This window comes from Mesorhizobium sp. ArgA1, from assembly GCF_053714375.1.
On sequence record NZ_JBSKBQ010000001.1, the window covers coordinates 23,582 to 37,995 of the forward strand.

Consider the following 14,414-nt stretch of genomic DNA (forward strand, 5'->3'; position numbering starts at 1 on the left):
TTCCCCTGTAAATTTGCGCTGGTAGGCCTAGGCTTTCTTCGACCTCGCGTCCTGACTGTTCCAAGCCTCCCACGCGGACTCAAATTGTGGCCGGTGCTTCCCAATGTCCGAAACGGTTTGGTCAAGCGACCGCAAGATCCCGTCAAGCTCCACCCACAAATGCTGGTTCTCCATCCAGAACTCCTGCGGAATCTTGAGGCAGCTCATGAGCAGATCGCCGTCGTAGAACGTCACCCCTATCAGCGGGTTTTCAATCAGGATGGAAATTGCTTTCGGAACCACATATTCCAGTCCGAACCCCTGGCTGACCAGAAGCCTCACCTGCTCCCTGGTGAGATCCCGCAACGGCGTTGCCAAGGCAATGCTGGCCCGTTCGACTAGAGATGTTGGATATGGCGGCTGATCCGCCTTCCAGCCCAACAAGACGTTGAGCGTCCGGTCCTCGTCGAGATTGCGTCGCGGTTTCACGCCACGATCCCCGCAGTTTCCACCACCGCGTGGAACAGCACGTCGGCGCCGGCGCCGGCCCATTCCTTGGTGATTTCCTCGGCCTCGTTGTGTGACAACCCGTCGACGCAGGGGCACATCACCATGGCGGTCGGCGCGACGCGGTTAATCCAGCAGGCGTCATGGCCGGCGCCCGAGACGATGTTGCGATGCGTGTAGCCGAGGCGTTCGGCGGCATCGCGGATTGCCTTGACGCAGTTCTTGTCGAAGGTGACCGGATCGAAATGGCCGACTTGCTCGATCTGATACTTGATATCGAGCGCATCGCAGATCGTGTCGATGCCTTCGCGGATGCGGGCATCCATGGCGTCGAGGACTTCCTTTTCCGGCGAACGGATGTCGATGGTGAAGACGGTGCGACCGGCGATGATGTTGCGCGAGTTCGGGTAGGCCTCCATGTGGCCGACAGCGCCGACGGCATCGGGCTGGTAGTCCATGGCGATCTCGTGCACCAGTTCGATCACCCGGGCCATGCCGAGCCCGGCATTGCGGCGCTTGGGCATCGGCGTCGAGCCGGTATGCGCTTCCTTGCCGGTCAGCGTCACCTGCAGCCATTTCAGCCCCTGGCCATGGGTGACGACACCGATGTCGATGCCCTCGTCCTCGAGGATCGGACCCTGTTCGATGTGCAACTCGAAGAAGGCGTGAATCTTGCGCTCGCCGACCTTCTCCGTGCCCTTCCAGCCGATGCGCTCCAGTTCTTCGCCGAATTTCTTCCCGTTCTTGTCCGTGTGCTCGTAGACTTCGGCCTGGTCGAGCACGCCCGCAAACACGCCGGACGCCATCATCGCCGGAGCAAAGCGCGCGCCTTCCTCGTTCGTCCAGTTGGTGACCACGATCGGATGTTTGGTCTTGATGCCGAGATCGTTGAGCGAGCGCACGACTTCCAGGCCGCCGAGAACACCGAGCACGCCGTCATACTTGCCGCCGGTCGGCTGCGTATCGAGGTGGCTGCCGACATAGACCGGCGGCAGGCTGGGATCGGCGCCTTCCCTGCGGGCAAACATGGTGCCCATTTCATCGAGGCCCATTTCGAGCCCGGCGGCCTCGCACCAGCGCTTGAACAGATGCCGGCCCTCGCCGTCCTCGTCGGTCACGGTCTGGCGATTGTTGCCGCCGGCAATGCCGGGGCCGATCTTCGCCATCTCCATGATGGAATCCCACAAACGGTCTGAATTGATTCGCAGATTCTCGCCGGGTGCGGCCATGCACAGTCCTTCCATTTCATGTTCTGGGCGGGTGGCGGTTCCCATCGCCACCCGTCCAGACAAAAAAGCCAGCTTAGTCTATCGCCCTCAGCACTTCACGCACATGGTCGATCAATTCGTTGATCTGGCCCTTGGTGATGATCAGCGGCGGCGACAGCGCGATGATGTCGCCGGTGGTGCGGATCAGGGCGCCGCGCTCGAACGCCTTGACGAAGGCCGAGAAGGCCCGCTTGGTCGGGCTGCCGGGGATCGGCGCCAGTTCGATCGCGCCGATCAGGCCGATGTTCCTGATGTCGATGACATGCGGCTCGCCCTTCAGCGAATGCAACGCATCTTCCCAGTAAGGCGCGAGTTCCTCGCCACGGGTGAGCAGGCCTTCTTCCTTGTAGGTGTCGAGCGTGCCGAGCGCCGCCGCACACGCGATCGGATTGCCCGAATAGGTGTAGCCGTGGAAGAACTCGATCATGTGCTCGGGGCCGGTCATGAAGGCGTCGTGGATTTCCTTCTTGACGAACACCGCACCCATCGGGATGACGCCGTTGGAAACGCCCTTGGCGGTGGTCATGATGTCGGGTGTGACGCCGAAATAGTCGGCGGCGAACGGCGCACCGAGGCGGCCGAACCCGGTGATGACCTCGTCGAAGATCAGCAGGATGCCGTGCTTGGTGCAGATTTCGCGCAGCTTCTGCAGATAGCCCTTCGGCGGCAGGATGACGCCGGTTGAACCGGCGACCGGCTCGACGATGACGGCGGCGATTGTCGAGGCGTCATGCAGCGTAACGATGCGCTCCAGCTCGTTGGCAAGCTCCGCGCCATATTCCGGCACGCCTTTGGAGAAGGCGTTCTTCTCCGGCAGATGCGTATGCGGCATATGGTCGACGCCGCCGAGCAGCGTGCCGAACATCTTGCGGTTGCTGACGATGCCGCCCACCGAAATGCCGCCGAAATTGACGCCGTGATAGCCGCGCTCGCGGCCGATCAGGCGGGTGCGCGCGCCCTCGCCCCGCACGCGGTGATAGGCGATGGCCATCTTCAGCGCTGTATCGACCGATTCCGAACCGGAATTGGTGAAGAAGACATGGTCCATGCCCTTGGGCGCGATATCGACCAGGCGGTTGGCCAGCTCGAACACGATCGGGTGGCCCATCTGGAAGGCCGGCGCATAGTCGAGCTCGGCCGCCTGGTGCTGGATCGCCTCGGTGATCTTGGGACGGCAATGGCCGGCATTGACGCACCACAGGCCGGCGGTGCCGTCGAGCACCTTGCGGCCATCGCTGGTCGTGTAGTGCATGTCCTTGGCGGACACGAACATGCGTGGCGCCTGTTTGAACTGCCGGTTTGCCGTGAACGGCATCCAGAATGCGCTGAGATCGTTCGGCGTGACTTTCAGCCGGTTGGACATGACCAAGACTTCCCCTTGTAACCTGTTTCGGTGCGCTAACGCTTGGTCGTTCCAACACTTGGTCTTTGCGACGTTTTCATGCTACGCAAATTTTGACCGATTGGACAAACGTTAGCACCGCCCTGTCGGCGGTCAAGGGATTACTAGCGGAAATGCGGCCTCCGAAGTGCGCTCCACGGCTCAGGGAAAAACTGGTCCAGAGAATTGGTCCAGATGACCCGCGCGACCAGGGCTTGGCCTTATGACCGACGCCATCGAAGGCTCCGCCCCCCGCCGCACCCGCATCCAGCAGGAAAAGCGCGAACTGATCCTGGAAGCGGCGCTCGAGGTCTTCTCCACCAACGGCTTTCGCGGCTCGACCATCGACCAGATCGCCGAAGCCGCGGGGATGTCGAAGCCGAACCTGCTCTATTATTTCCGCCGCAAGGAAGACATTCACGAGACGCTGATGGAGCGGCTGCTGGCGACCTGGCTGGCGCCGCTGCGCGAACTCGACGACATCGGCGATCCCTTGACCGAGCTGCGGAGCTACATTCGGCGCAAGCTTGAAATGGCGCGCGATTTTCCCAGGGAGAGCCGGCTGTTCGCCAACGAGATCCTGCAAGGCGCGCCGCGCATCATGCCACTTTTGGAAGGCGAGCTGAAAACGCTGGTTGACGAGAAGGCCAATGTCATCAAGGGCTGGATGCGCGCCGGCAAGATCGCCCGCACCGATCCCTGGCACCTGATCTTCTCGATCTGGGCGACGACGCAGCATTACGCCGATTTCGACGTCCAGGTCCGTGCCGTGCTCGGCCCCGACCGCGGCGGCGACGGCCGCTTCGAGGACGCGGCGCGCTTTCTCGAACAGCTGTTTATCGACGGATTGAAGCCGAAGGGCTAAGGCGCTAGCAGCTCAGGCGCTGCGCAGTTCCTGCGGCTGCGCCTTCAGCAGGTCTTCCAGCTTCGCAACTGAATTCTGCTCGGCGAGCGGCGTGTAGACGATCAGTTTCATGTCCGAGCCGTCGTCGATCGACAGGCTCATATGCTCGAACGCCATGGAGCCTGCGATCGGATGGCGCAGATACTTCTTGCCGGACAGACGATGCACCACGTCGCGTTGCGGCCACCATTCCCGGAATTCCGGGCTTGAGCGCATCATCAGCGCGATCAGCCGCTCGAAATCCGGATCGCCGGTATATTTCGCGCTTTCGGCTCGAAACGCGGCAAGGGTTGCACGCGCCACCCGTTCCCAGTCGACCAGCAGGTGGCGCCGGTGCGGATCGGTGAAAACACCATGGATGATGTTGCGGGCATCGCCCTCCAGCAGGCCGTAATCGCCAAAGATGGCGACGGCTCCTGCATTCCAGGCCAGCACATCCCAGCGCGGCCCGACAATATAGGCCGGCTGCAGGACCAGGCTCTGCAGCATGTGCAGCAAAGGGCCTTCGACCTTGACCGGGGTAATGTGCCGCCGCTCCGGCTGCTGGCGGCCGGCCAGCGTGAACAAATGCCGCTTCTCGGCGGCGTCGAGCCGCAAGGCCTCGCTAAGCGCCGTCAGCACCTCCACGGACGGTCGCACATCCCTGCCCTGTTCCAGCCAGGTGTACCAGGTGGTGCCGACGCCGGCGATCATCGCCACCTCTTCGCGTCTCAGGCCGGGCGTGCGTCGCCTGGCGCCGGCAGCAATGCCTGTGGCCGAAGGCGAAAGCCTTTCGCGGCGCGAACGCAGGAAGGCACCGAGCTCGCGCCGGCGGCTGTCTTCAGGCGAAGGTGCGGAAGCATCCATGAGGCTCAATATAGCAGTATCGATACCAGGATAAAGTTTGAACTGTTTGCGGCGCGCAAAGCGCCCCATCTTGGCATCCAGAGCGAAAATGGAGGCTCCCAATATGGACGTGAAAGACAAGACAATCCTCATCACCGGCTCGACCGACGGCGTCGGCCGCGTCGTCGCGCAAAGGCTGGGCGGAGCCGGCGCCCGCGTGCTGGTGCATGGCCGCGACGCGGCGCGCGGCAAGGCAACCGTCGCCGAAATCGAAGCCGCCGGCGGCAAGGCCGAGTTTCTCGCCGCCGACCTCGCTTCGCTGGCCGAGGTTCACCGCCTTGCCGAAGCCGTGCGTGCCAGCACCGAGCGGCTCGATATCCTCATCAACAATGCCGGCATCGGCACCGCCGGCGCCAAGCGGCAGCTCAGCGCCGATGGGTTCGAACTGCGCTTTGCCGTCAACTATCTCGCCGGCTTCGTGCTGACATCGGAACTGTTGCCGTTGCTCGAGGCGAGTTCGCCGGCGCGCATCGTCAATGTCGCCTCGGCCGGCCAGCAGGCGCTCGATTTCAGCGATGTCATGCTGAGCCATGGCTATGACGGCGTGCGCGCCTATTGCCAGAGCAAGCTGGCGCAGATCCTGTTCACCATCGATCTGGCAGATCAGTTGAAAGGCAGCGGCGTCACCGTCAACGCCCTGCATCCGGCGAGTTACATGAATACCACCATGGTCCGAGAGGCCGGCGTGACACCTTGGAGTTCGGTCGAGACCGGTGCCGAGGCCATTCTCAACCTTGCGACATCGCCCGCGCTGGAGGGCCGCAGCGGCCTCTATTTCGACGGCCAAAAAGAATCCCGCGCCGACGGGCAAGCCTATGACGCGAAGGCACGGCAGCAACTGCGAGCTCTAAGCCTCGACCTCGTCGGACAGGCCTCGCCAACATCGAAGGAACAGCATTCATGACCAGTAAGATCGAACACACCGTCATCATCGGCGGCTCATCCGGCATCGGGCTGGCGACGGCGCGCAAGCTGCTTGGTCCGGGCATGAAGGTGACCATCACCGGACGAAACCAGGACAAGCTGAACAGCGCCTGGAAGAGCCTTGGCGGCGCCGTCGGCAAGGCGGCCTTCGATGCTTCGAAGCCGGACGAAGTCCGCCAATTCTTTGGCGAGCTCGGACCCTTCGATCACCTCGTCCTGGCAGCCAGTGGCGGCAAAGGACTTGGCCCATTCGAAACTCTTGACCTTGCCGACATCGCCGGCGGTGTGGACGAGAAAGTCCGGCCGCAATTATCCTGCTTGCAGGCAGCCCTGCCGACGCTCGACAGAACGGGATCGGTCACCTTCATATCGGCGGTGTCGGCACAATTGTCGGCACCCGGCGTCGCCGGCATCGCCGCCGTCAACGGCATGCTGCTGACCGTGGTGCCGATCCTTGCCGTCGAGCTGAAGCCGCTGCGCGTCAACGTCGTGGCGCCCGGCGTCATCGACACGCCATGGTGGGATTTTCTGCCCAACGACCAGCGGCAGGCGATATTCCGCGAATATGCCGGCAAGACCCCTGTCGGCAGGATCGGCCACGCCGAAGATGTCGCCGGCGCAATCGCCTTCCTTGTCTCCAACGGTTTCATGACCGGCCAGGTGCTGACCTGCGACGGGGGCCTGCGCTACGCAGCCTGAACAATGAGGGCGCGCGGACCTTTCATCCGCGCGCAGCGCGTCCGATCAGGCTGCTTTGGCAGCCGGCATCGGGTGAATGGCGTGGAAGGGGATGCAGAGCCGGTTCCAGGTGTTGATCATGCCGATCGCAACGGACAGCTTGACCAGTTCCTCTTCCGAGAAATGCGCGAGCGTGCGGGCATAGAGTTCGTCAGACACGTCATTGTTGGCGATCAGGGTCGTGGCCTCGGTCCAGGCAAAGGCGGCACGTTCGCGCTCGGAAAACAGCGGCGATTCCTTCCAGGCCGAAACCAGATAGAGCCGTGTCTCGGTCTCGCCGTCGCCGCGCGCCTCGCGGCTGTGCATCTCGACGCAGTATGAGCAGCCATTGATCTGCGACGCCCTGAGCTTGACCAGATGCAGCAGGCCCACCTCAAGCCCGCATTCGTCGACCGCCTTGTTGAGCGCCGACACCGCCTTCATGATCTCGGGCGCCTTGGCGAAGAATTGCAGTCTCTGTTTCATCATCTTTCCTTTCACATCTGTCTGGTGGGTTGGATTTCGCTTGGTCTAAGCGGATTTCTGCGGCCGCTGATGGCGCGCTACAAAGGCACAGCTGACGGCAATCGAACGCGGATCGCCTTCGGCTTCATAATCAGCCACGATGTCGGACAACCGGGTTTCCGCCAGAGCCGCGCGATAGGCGCGCTCGGCCTTCAGCATCGCGGCATTGATGCCGCAGGGCTTCACATAGGCCGAAGCATCGATCTTGACCGGACCGCGCTGGCGGATCTCGCCGCAGCGGAAAGCAGGCTCACGGCCTTCGATGGCCAGCACAATGTCGAGCAGCGTGATGCGCTCGGCCGGCCGCGCCAGCCGGTAGCCGCCCGACGGCCCCGGCACCGATTCCAGGATGCGTGCCGCCGTGAGCTGGTTGAGATTCTTCAAGAGATAGCTCGGCGACAGCCCGAAGCACTCCGCGAGCGCCGCGCCCGGCATCGTGCTGTTGCCGTCGACGCTGGCCAGCGTCGCCGCGCAGTGGATAGCCGCCTCAACGCCCTCGCCCAGTTTCATCGTGCCATCTCCAATTCATGGATTTCTTTTATCGTGGATATTTTTTATCTGCAATAGGAAAATACAGAAATTCGCGAGTTCGCGATGGCTTTACAGGACTTGGGTTCCTCGCCCCCGTGAAGCGGGGGAGAGGTGGCCCGGCGAAGCCGGGACGGAGAGGGGGACGCCCTCTGCGAAGTCAGAATCTATTAGGGATGCGCGCGAACAGGGTAGAAGGCGAAACCGTGGGCAACTCTCAGTCGTCCGAAGGCCCCTCTCCGTCCCGGCTTCGCCGGGCCACCTCTCCCCACTTCGTGGGGCGAGGAACCCAAGCTTATTCCGCGGCCACCTTCGCCATCGGGTTGTTGGGATGCGTCGTCCAGTTGGCGTAGACCGGCGATACCGGCTTGCCGGTGCGCTGGTCCATCACGCCGGCGGCCAGCGGTTCCATGGTGATGCAGTTCTCCACCGGGCAGACATTGACGCACAGATTGCAGCCGACGCATTCGGCCTCGATGACCTCAAAGTGCCTGACGCCGTCGACCATGTTGGTGATGGCCTGGTGCGAAGTGTCCTCGCAGGCGATGTGGCAGCGGCCGCATTTGATGCAGGCGTCCTGGTCGATATGCGCCTTGGCGACATAGTTGAGGTTGAGATACTGCCAGTCGGTGACGTTGGGCGTGGCGCGGCCGATAATGTCGTCGAGCGAAACATGGCCCTTCTCGTCCATCCAGTTTTCCAGGCCGGCAATCATCTCCTGCACGATCTTGAAGCCGTAAGTCATCGCCGCGGTGCACACCTGCACATTGCCGGCGCCGAGCGCCATGAATTCGGCCGCGTCGCGCCAGGTGGTGATGCCGCCAATGCCGGAGATCGGCAGGCCTTGGGTTTCGGCATCGCGTGCAATCTCGGCCACCATGTTCATGGCGATCGGCTTCACCGCCGGGCCGCAATAGCCGCCATGCGAACCCTTGCCGTCGATGGTCGGCTGCGGCGCGAAACTGTCGAGATCGACGCCGGTGATCGAGTTGATGGTGTTGATCAGCGATACCGCGTCGGTACCGCCGGCAAGGGCGGCGCGTGCCGGCTTGCGCACATCGGTGATATTGGGCGTCAGCTTGGTGATGACAGGCATGCGGGTGTTCTGCTTGCACCAGCGCACCACCATTTCGATATATTCCGGCACCTGGCCGACCGCCGCGCCCATGCCGCGTTCGGACATGCCGTGCGGGCAGCCGAAATTGAGCTCGATGCCATCGGCTTCGGTCTCCTCGACCACCGGCAGGATCGCCTTCCAGGCGTCCTCGACGCAAGGCACCATCAGCGAGACGACGATGGCGCGGTCGGGCCAATCCTTCTTGACCTGCTTGATCTCGCGCAGATTGACCTGCAGGTCGCGGTCGGTGATGAGCTCGATATTGTTGAGGCCGAGCAGGCGGCGGTCCGCGCCCCAGATCGCGCCGTAGCGCGGGCCGTTGACGTTGACCACCGGCGGGCCTTCCTCGCCCAGCGTCTTCCAGACCACACCGCCCCAGCCCGCCTTGAAGGCGCGGATGACATTGTAGGCCTTGTCGGTCGGCGGCGCCGAGGCCAGCCAGAACGGATTGGGCGATTTGATGCCGACGAAATTGTTGCGGATGTCAGCCATGACAGGTCCCTTTCAACCGAGACGAAGGAGTAATTCGACGGGTGCAAGAATGCCGCCTTCAAGCGCGGCGGTGAGATTGGCGATCTTGGTCCGCGCGTTCTCGCCCATGATAAGATTGACGCCGGGCGGCGGTTTTTTGCCTTCCGCCTGCGCCGCAGCCATGCGCGCTCGTATCGTGGCGAAGAATTCGATGGCAAAGGCGCCGCGTGGGCGCTCGGCGGCTACGGAGAACCCTGCAGCCGCGGCAGCCGAGCGATAGTCGTCGGGCGTGGCGACGAACGACATGCTTTCATCCGATGCCCATGGCAGCGGATAGGTCAGCGTGCCCGACTTCAGCCGCATCACATCGTAGACGGCAAAGACGCCGCCCGGCTTGAGCACACGCGCCACCTCGCTCATCAGCTTTTTCTTGTCGGGCAGATTCATGCCGACATGCAGGATCATGGCCGTGTCAAAGCTTTTGTTGCTGAACGGCATGTCCAGCGCGCTGCCCTGCACGAACCGGACTTTGTCGGCCATTCCCACCCGCTTCGACAGGCTGGTCGCGATGTCGACATAGCTTTGCGTCAGATCAATGCCGGTGACATCGGCGCCGGCATTGTTGGCGGCAAAGCGGGCTGGGCCACCCACGCCGGAACCAATGTCGAGCAACCTGGCCCCCGGCTTCAACCCCATCTGGCCGATGAGTTCCCGGGTGGCAGCGATACCGCCAATGTGGAATTCGTCGACCGCTTCGAGATCGCCGGCGCGCAGATCGGCAATGTCCACGCCGGTATCGGCGAGCACGGCAAGAATGTGCTGCTCAAGACCCGATACGTCGTAGTGACGGGCGATGCCCGATTCCACCGAGGCCATGATCTCTATCCCTGCGTCAGACTCCTGTTGATGCTCTCAGCCGCATCGCGGCCTTGTGCCACGGCCGAAACCGTCAGGTCGTCACCGCCAAAGATGCAATCACCGCCGGCCCAGACATTGGCGAGCGAGGTGCGCCCTTCGGCGTCGACCTTGATGCGGCCGGCTTCCAGTTCGATCGCAGCGCCGCTGCCGTTGAGGGCGGCCGGCACAAAGCTCTGGCCGATCGCCTTGAACACCTGGTCGGCGACGAGCGTCAGCCGCTCGCCGGTACCGGCGAGCTTGTCGCCGTTCATGGCCGTGTATTCGAGCTCGATGCCCGACACTTTGCCGGCCTCAGTGATGACCCGCTTCGGCTGCAGCCAGTGGCGGATGGTGACGCCATTGGCGGCGGCCAGATCCTGCTCGAACTCAGAAGCGTTCATGTGCTCCTGGCCACGCCGGTAGCAGATCGTCACTTCCTCCGCGCCCAGAAGCTTCGACTGAACCGCCGCGTCGATGGCCGTCATGCCGCCGCCGATAACAACGACGCGCCGGCCGACCGGCAGGCTGGAGAGATCACTGGCCTGACGCAGTTCGGCGATGAACTCGACCGCATTGGTGACGCCGTCGGCATCCTCGCCATCAGCACGCAGCGCATTGACGCCGCCAAGCCCCATGCCGAGGAAGACGGCATCGTAATTCCGGATCAGGTCCGACAGCTGGTAGTCGCGCCCGAGCGCCTTGCCGTTCTGGATGTCGATGCCGCCGACAGCGGTGACGTAGTCGACCTCGGCCTGGGCAAAATTGTCGATGCTCTTGTAGGCGGCGATGCCGTATTCGTTGAGGCCGCCGGCCTTCGGGCGGGCTTCGAGAATGGTCACCTCGTGGCCGTGGCGGGCAAGCCGGTGGGCGGCGGCAAGGCCGGCCGGTCCTGCGCCGACGACGGCGACCGACTTGCCGGTCGATGCCGCGCGCGGATAAAATTGCTTGTGCTCGGCCATGGCGATATCGGTGGCGTAGCGCTGCAGGCGGCCGATCTGCACCGGCTTGCCTTCCGCCACCTCGCGCACACAGACCTCTTCGCACAGCGTCTCGGTCGGGCAGACGCGGGCGCACATGCCGCCCAGAATGTTCTGGTCGAAGATCGTCTTGGCCGAACCGATCGGGTTGCCGGTCGAGATCTGGCGGATGAACAGCGGAATGTCGATCGAGGTCGGGCATGCGTTCATGCACGGCGCGTCGTAGCAGAAATAGCAGCGGTCGGATTCGACCAGCGCCTCGTGATGATCGAGCGGCGGATGCAGGTCGGAAAAATTCTCAGCATACTGGTCGGCCGGGAGCCGTCCGCCGGCAATACCGTCCTTGAACTGGCCTTCTGGCATCGTCAGTTCCCCATGTTTTCGTTTTGGGGGAAGGCTAGCACGTTTTATTTTTTTATCAATTGGTCAATTTTCGCCGCAAGCCTCTGAAAACCTTCAATAGTAACATGATTTTTTTACTCATGTTATGCCTCTATGGCGCGGCCGAAAAGCCGGAGCCTGGAGCGCCACCATGGATGGACCTGATCTCATCGGCGACCAATTGCTGCAGCCGCCACAGATTGCGGTCGCGAATGCCGAATTCCTCGAGGTGACTGACGGTGTTGTAGAGATATTCCGCACCCGAGCCGACATGCCCGCAGGCCCTCGCCAGTACCCGCGCCACCGTGTCCAGCGGCTGCCCGAGCGACGTCCCCCTGCCCCTCACCCCGACCCAGAAGCCGAGCGCCCGCACCACCCCTTGCGCCGTGCGCACCGGAACCCACCGGACCGAGCTGACACTCTCATGGTCGTCGATCTCGCGCCGCAACAGTCTTTCGATCTGCTGCGGCTTGTCGCCTTCAGGCAGACGGTAGATGACGCCATCGCATCGGCCACCGCGTTCGAGCGCCATCATCAGCCCCGGCTGCGCGACGCTGCCGCGCCAGCGCACCATGTCGAGGCAAAACGAGCGATGCCAGCCGAACGCCGTGGCGCGCTGGCGCTCAACGGATTCGAAAGCCGGCTTCCAGATCAGCGAGCCATAGGCGAACACCCACAGCGGCCCCGCATCGGCTTCGTCGGAGAGCTGCAAGGCAAGCGTGCGGAAGTCCTCGTCGGTGAGCTGGGTCCAGCTGCCGTCGGGGCCGGGATCGACCTCCTCGCGATGGCACAGTGACACAAGCTCAGGCGTGAGTGACATACGGCGCATGAAACGACTACCCCTCGTTCGCCCAAGGAAAGTCGAAAACCGCCGCGCGTGCAAGCCGCCGGGTGGGGCGAAGTGCGGAACGATGTGTCAACGCAGCCGTTGAATTTTCTGCGGTTCGCTGTCGGGTGCGCGTCACTGAAATCGTCCTATGATGGATCGGACAATCATCGATGCATGAAGGTGAGGAGACCAAAATGCCAAAATCCCCAATGCCCTTCTTCTGGTACGAGCTGATGACCACCGACCTCGATGCGGCGCAAGCGTTCTACACAACCATCGTCGGCTGGCGGGCCGAGCCCTTCGACAAGGCGCCCGGCATGCCGCGCTACATCGTGGTGAACTCCGCCGAGCGTGGCGTCGGCGGGCTGATGACCATGCCCGAGGACGCCGCCAAAATGGGCATGAAGCCGGCCTGGCTCGGCTATATCCACACCAGGGATGCAGATGCCTCGACCAAGGCGCTGAAGGCCGCCGGCGGGGCCGTCCACCGCGAACCCGACGACATTCCCGGCGTCGGCCGTTTCTCCGTCGTCGCCGATCCGCAAGGCGCTGTCTTCATGTTCCTGCAGCCCAATGGGCCCGATCAGCCCGTCCTGCCGTCTACCACACCCGGCCATGTCGGCTGGCATGAGCTCTATGCAGCGGACCGGCAGAAGGCCTTCGATTTCTATTCCAGCCAGTTCGGCTGGTCCGATGCCGGCAGCATGGACATCGGCGAGATGGGCATCTATCAGACCTTCTCTGCCGGCCCTGAATCGGGCGGCGGCATCATGAACAAGCCGCAGCAGCTTCCGGTGCCGGTGTGGCTGTTCTATTTCAATGTCGACGCCATCGACGCCGCCGCCAAGCGCGTCACCGACAATGGCGGCAAGATCGTCATGGGTCCGATACCGGTGCCGACCGGCCAGTGGATCGCTCAGTTCACCGATCCGCAAGGCGCCTATTTCGCCCTCATTTCGCCGGAACGCTGATCCGGCTGACAGGCATGAACCGAACGGTTCTCATCGCGCCGCCCGGTGCGATGAGAGAGGACGTCACTCCGGCGCCAGCACCGCCACCTTGATGCTCTGGCCCTTGGCGCCACTGATCTGGATCGACGCCAGCCCCGCCGGCAGCTTGAAACGCACGCTCTTGCGGATGCCGGGGCAGGTTTTGACGCCACTAAAGCCTGCGGACTTGATTGCATGGTCGCCCTGGATGACGTCGATCCAGGCTTCGCCGGAGAGGCTTATCTGCAGCTCGCCTTCAGGCGGTACGGTCACACTTGCTGTCGCGCCGAACGTCCCTGTTGCGGGCGCGCGTTCCGGAGGCAAGGTGAAGGCGACCTCGTCCACCGCTTCCAGCGTGAAGTCGACCGCATGGCCGACCGTCAGGGCAGCGCCCGACTGCGCGGCTGGCGCTGCTGCAAACAGTGTCTGCTCTCGCGTAACTGGCCATTTGAAGGCATCGCAGCCGGCTTCCTGGGCCATGGCGACGCTGGTGCCTGCAAGGATTGTGAAGAGGCTGATGGCGAATGTTTTCATGATGCGAGAACCACTCGGTTGGAATACCGCCATCCTTACAACCTTAAGGATACAAATACAACCCATGCGCGAAAAATATTTATCCCAAAATTGAGAAACGTCACCATCACCGATTGTTGATGACAGGCCCTGGGAAGTGAATGGTCCGCGGTCGGACGATCATTTATGGGCGATCTGGGTGTAATTGGAGTTTTAGATGAAGCTTTTTGACGGTCTCGCCAGATTTCAGCCGCAGGCACTCGGAATTCTGCGCATCATCACGGCCCTGCAGTTCATCGAGCATGGCTCGCAGAAGCTGTTCAATTTCCCGGTCAGCGCCGAGCCTCACGCTCTTGATGGGCTGACGACGACGGCAGGCATTCTGGAATTCGCCGGCGGCATCCTGCTGGCGCTGGGGCTGTTAACCCGACCCGTTGCCTTCCTGCTGGCCGGCGAGATGGCCATCGCCTATTTCATGGCGCACTTCCCGCGCGACTTCTTCCCAGTCAACAATGGTGGCGACTTGGCGATCTCCTTCTGCTTCATCTTCCTTTATCTGGCGTTTGCCGGCGCCGGCGCTTTCGCGCTCGACAACCGCCGCAACGCCTGACAAGGGGCGGGA

General features: G+C 62.8%; 16 protein-coding genes. 5 read left to right on the forward strand and 11 right to left on the reverse strand.

Annotated features, from left to right (window positions below):
• Positions 1-27: 27 nt before the first annotated feature.
• The 3 genes from ACWGTI_RS00135 to ACWGTI_RS00145 all read right to left on the reverse strand — a co-directional run bounded on the left by ACWGTI_RS00135 (position 28) and on the right by ACWGTI_RS00145 (position 3,117).
• The gene (locus tag ACWGTI_RS00135) at positions 28-468 is read right to left on the reverse strand and encodes a contact-dependent growth inhibition system immunity protein (protein WP_454585238.1); all 441 of its coding nucleotides are present in this window, start codon (positions 466-468) and stop codon (positions 28-30) included.
• Entirely contained in the window at positions 465-1,715 is a 1,251-nt protein-coding gene (locus ACWGTI_RS00140; protein WP_454585239.1) for a Zn-dependent hydrolase, read from the reverse strand. The genes ACWGTI_RS00135 and ACWGTI_RS00140 overlap by 4 nt, the downstream gene beginning before the upstream one ends.
• A gap of 73 nt (positions 1,716-1,788) precedes the next feature.
• Positions 1,789-3,117 (reverse strand): aminotransferase class III-fold pyridoxal phosphate-dependent enzyme, encoded by a 1,329-nt coding sequence (locus ACWGTI_RS00145; RefSeq protein WP_454585240.1) that lies wholly within the window; start codon positions 3,115-3,117, stop codon positions 1,789-1,791.
• A gap of 241 nt (positions 3,118-3,358) precedes the next feature.
• Between ACWGTI_RS00145 and ACWGTI_RS00150 the strand changes: the two genes are divergently transcribed.
• The gene (locus tag ACWGTI_RS00150) at positions 3,359-4,000 is read left to right on the forward strand and encodes a TetR family transcriptional regulator C-terminal domain-containing protein (protein WP_454585241.1); all 642 of its coding nucleotides are present in this window, start codon (positions 3,359-3,361) and stop codon (positions 3,998-4,000) included.
• Between the two features lie 12 nt (positions 4,001-4,012).
• On the opposite strand, the gene ACWGTI_RS00155 is transcribed toward ACWGTI_RS00150, so the two are convergent.
• Positions 4,013-4,885, reverse strand: coding sequence for a helix-turn-helix transcriptional regulator (locus ACWGTI_RS00155; RefSeq protein ID WP_454586448.1), 873 nt, complete (start codon positions 4,883-4,885; stop codon positions 4,013-4,015).
• Between the two features lie 103 nt (positions 4,886-4,988).
• On the opposite strand from ACWGTI_RS00155, the gene ACWGTI_RS00160 reads away from it, so the two are divergent.
• Together ACWGTI_RS00160 and ACWGTI_RS00165 are read left to right on the forward strand one after the other, a co-directional pair.
• Entirely contained in the window at positions 4,989-5,828 is an 840-nt protein-coding gene (locus ACWGTI_RS00160) for an SDR family oxidoreductase (RefSeq protein WP_454585242.1), read from the forward strand.
• The gene (locus tag ACWGTI_RS00165; protein WP_454585243.1) at positions 5,825-6,547 is read left to right on the forward strand and encodes an SDR family oxidoreductase; all 723 of its coding nucleotides are present in this window, start codon (positions 5,825-5,827) and stop codon (positions 6,545-6,547) included. Before ACWGTI_RS00160 ends, ACWGTI_RS00165 begins: the two co-directional genes overlap by 4 nt.
• Positions 6,548-6,592: 45 nt before the next feature.
• Here the strand turns inward: ACWGTI_RS00165 and ACWGTI_RS00170 are convergent, their stop codons facing one another.
• The 6 genes from ACWGTI_RS00170 to ACWGTI_RS00195 form a co-directional block, all read right to left on the reverse strand.
• Entirely contained in the window at positions 6,593-7,051 is a 459-nt protein-coding gene (locus tag ACWGTI_RS00170; RefSeq protein WP_454585244.1) for a carboxymuconolactone decarboxylase family protein, read from the reverse strand.
• A gap of 45 nt (positions 7,052-7,096) precedes the next feature.
• Positions 7,097-7,600, reverse strand: coding sequence for an RrF2 family transcriptional regulator (locus tag ACWGTI_RS00175; RefSeq protein WP_454585245.1), 504 nt, complete (start codon positions 7,598-7,600; stop codon positions 7,097-7,099).
• A gap of 313 nt (positions 7,601-7,913) precedes the next feature.
• Complete coding sequence (preA, locus tag ACWGTI_RS00180; protein ID WP_454585246.1) at positions 7,914-9,227, reverse strand: NAD-dependent dihydropyrimidine dehydrogenase subunit PreA; 1,314 nt, start codon at positions 9,225-9,227, stop codon at positions 7,914-7,916.
• Positions 9,228-9,239: 12 nt separating this feature from the next.
• Positions 9,240-10,082, reverse strand: coding sequence for a class I SAM-dependent methyltransferase (locus ACWGTI_RS00185; protein WP_454585247.1), 843 nt, complete (start codon positions 10,080-10,082; stop codon positions 9,240-9,242).
• 5 nt (positions 10,083-10,087) lie between these two features.
• Positions 10,088-11,443, reverse strand: a complete 1,356-nt coding sequence (locus ACWGTI_RS00190) for an NAD(P)-dependent oxidoreductase (RefSeq protein ID WP_454585248.1) — start codon at positions 11,441-11,443, stop codon at positions 10,088-10,090.
• A gap of 130 nt (positions 11,444-11,573) precedes the next feature.
• A complete protein-coding gene (locus ACWGTI_RS00195; RefSeq protein ID WP_454585249.1) occupies positions 11,574-12,290 on the reverse strand; it encodes a gamma-glutamylcyclotransferase in 717 nt (238 codons plus the stop codon).
• Positions 12,291-12,484: 194 nt separating this feature from the next.
• Here ACWGTI_RS00195 and ACWGTI_RS00200 point away from each other — a divergent pair, with 194 nt between their 5' ends.
• Complete coding sequence (locus ACWGTI_RS00200) at positions 12,485-13,261, forward strand: VOC family protein (protein WP_454585250.1); 777 nt, start codon at positions 12,485-12,487, stop codon at positions 13,259-13,261.
• Positions 13,262-13,324: 63 nt separating this feature from the next.
• Here the strand turns inward: ACWGTI_RS00200 and ACWGTI_RS00205 are convergent, their stop codons facing one another.
• Positions 13,325-13,813: a hypothetical protein gene (locus ACWGTI_RS00205; RefSeq protein WP_454585251.1), complete on the reverse strand. Its 489-nt coding sequence runs from the start codon at positions 13,811-13,813 to the stop codon at positions 13,325-13,327.
• A gap of 196 nt (positions 13,814-14,009) precedes the next feature.
• Here ACWGTI_RS00205 and ACWGTI_RS00210 point away from each other — a divergent pair, with 196 nt between their 5' ends.
• A complete protein-coding gene (locus ACWGTI_RS00210; protein WP_454585252.1) occupies positions 14,010-14,402 on the forward strand; it encodes a DoxX family protein in 393 nt (130 codons plus the stop codon).
• The last annotated feature ends 12 nt before the right edge of the window (positions 14,403-14,414 follow it).

Bases quoted from the DNA above. Each gene is read 5' to 3' on its own strand.
- ACWGTI_RS00200 (WP_454585250.1), top strand. From the start codon at position 12,485: ATGCCAAAATCCCCAATGCCCTTCTTCTGGTACGAGCTGATGACCACC.
- ACWGTI_RS00145 (WP_454585240.1), bottom strand. From the start codon at position 3,117: ATGTCCAACCGGCTGAAAGTCACGCCGAACGATCTCAGCGCATTCTGG.
- ACWGTI_RS00140 (WP_454585239.1), bottom strand. From the start codon at position 1,715: ATGGCCGCACCCGGCGAGAATCTGCGAATCAATTCAGACCGTTTGTGG.
- ACWGTI_RS00170 (WP_454585244.1), bottom strand. From the start codon at position 7,051: ATGAAACAGAGACTGCAATTCTTCGCCAAGGCGCCCGAGATCATGAAG.
- ACWGTI_RS00185 (WP_454585247.1), bottom strand. From the start codon at position 10,082: ATGGCCTCGGTGGAATCGGGCATCGCCCGTCACTACGACGTATCGGGT.
- ACWGTI_RS00195 (WP_454585249.1), bottom strand. From the start codon at position 12,290: ATGCGCCGTATGTCACTCACGCCTGAGCTTGTGTCACTGTGCCATCGC.
- ACWGTI_RS00175 (WP_454585245.1), bottom strand. From the start codon at position 7,600: ATGAAACTGGGCGAGGGCGTTGAGGCGGCTATCCACTGCGCGGCGACG.
- ACWGTI_RS00205 (WP_454585251.1), bottom strand. From the start codon at position 13,813: ATGAAAACATTCGCCATCAGCCTCTTCACAATCCTTGCAGGCACCAGC.
- ACWGTI_RS00150 (WP_454585241.1), top strand. From the start codon at position 3,359: ATGACCGACGCCATCGAAGGCTCCGCCCCCCGCCGCACCCGCATCCAG.
- ACWGTI_RS00155 (WP_454586448.1), bottom strand. From the start codon at position 4,885: ATGGATGCTTCCGCACCTTCGCCTGAAGACAGCCGCCGGCGCGAGCTC.
- ACWGTI_RS00190 (WP_454585248.1), bottom strand. From the start codon at position 11,443: ATGCCAGAAGGCCAGTTCAAGGACGGTATTGCCGGCGGACGGCTCCCG.
- preA (WP_454585246.1), bottom strand. From the start codon at position 9,227: ATGGCTGACATCCGCAACAATTTCGTCGGCATCAAATCGCCCAATCCG.
- ACWGTI_RS00165 (WP_454585243.1), top strand. From the start codon at position 5,825: ATGACCAGTAAGATCGAACACACCGTCATCATCGGCGGCTCATCCGGC.
- ACWGTI_RS00160 (WP_454585242.1), top strand. From the start codon at position 4,989: ATGGACGTGAAAGACAAGACAATCCTCATCACCGGCTCGACCGACGGC.
- ACWGTI_RS00210 (WP_454585252.1), top strand. From the start codon at position 14,010: ATGAAGCTTTTTGACGGTCTCGCCAGATTTCAGCCGCAGGCACTCGGA.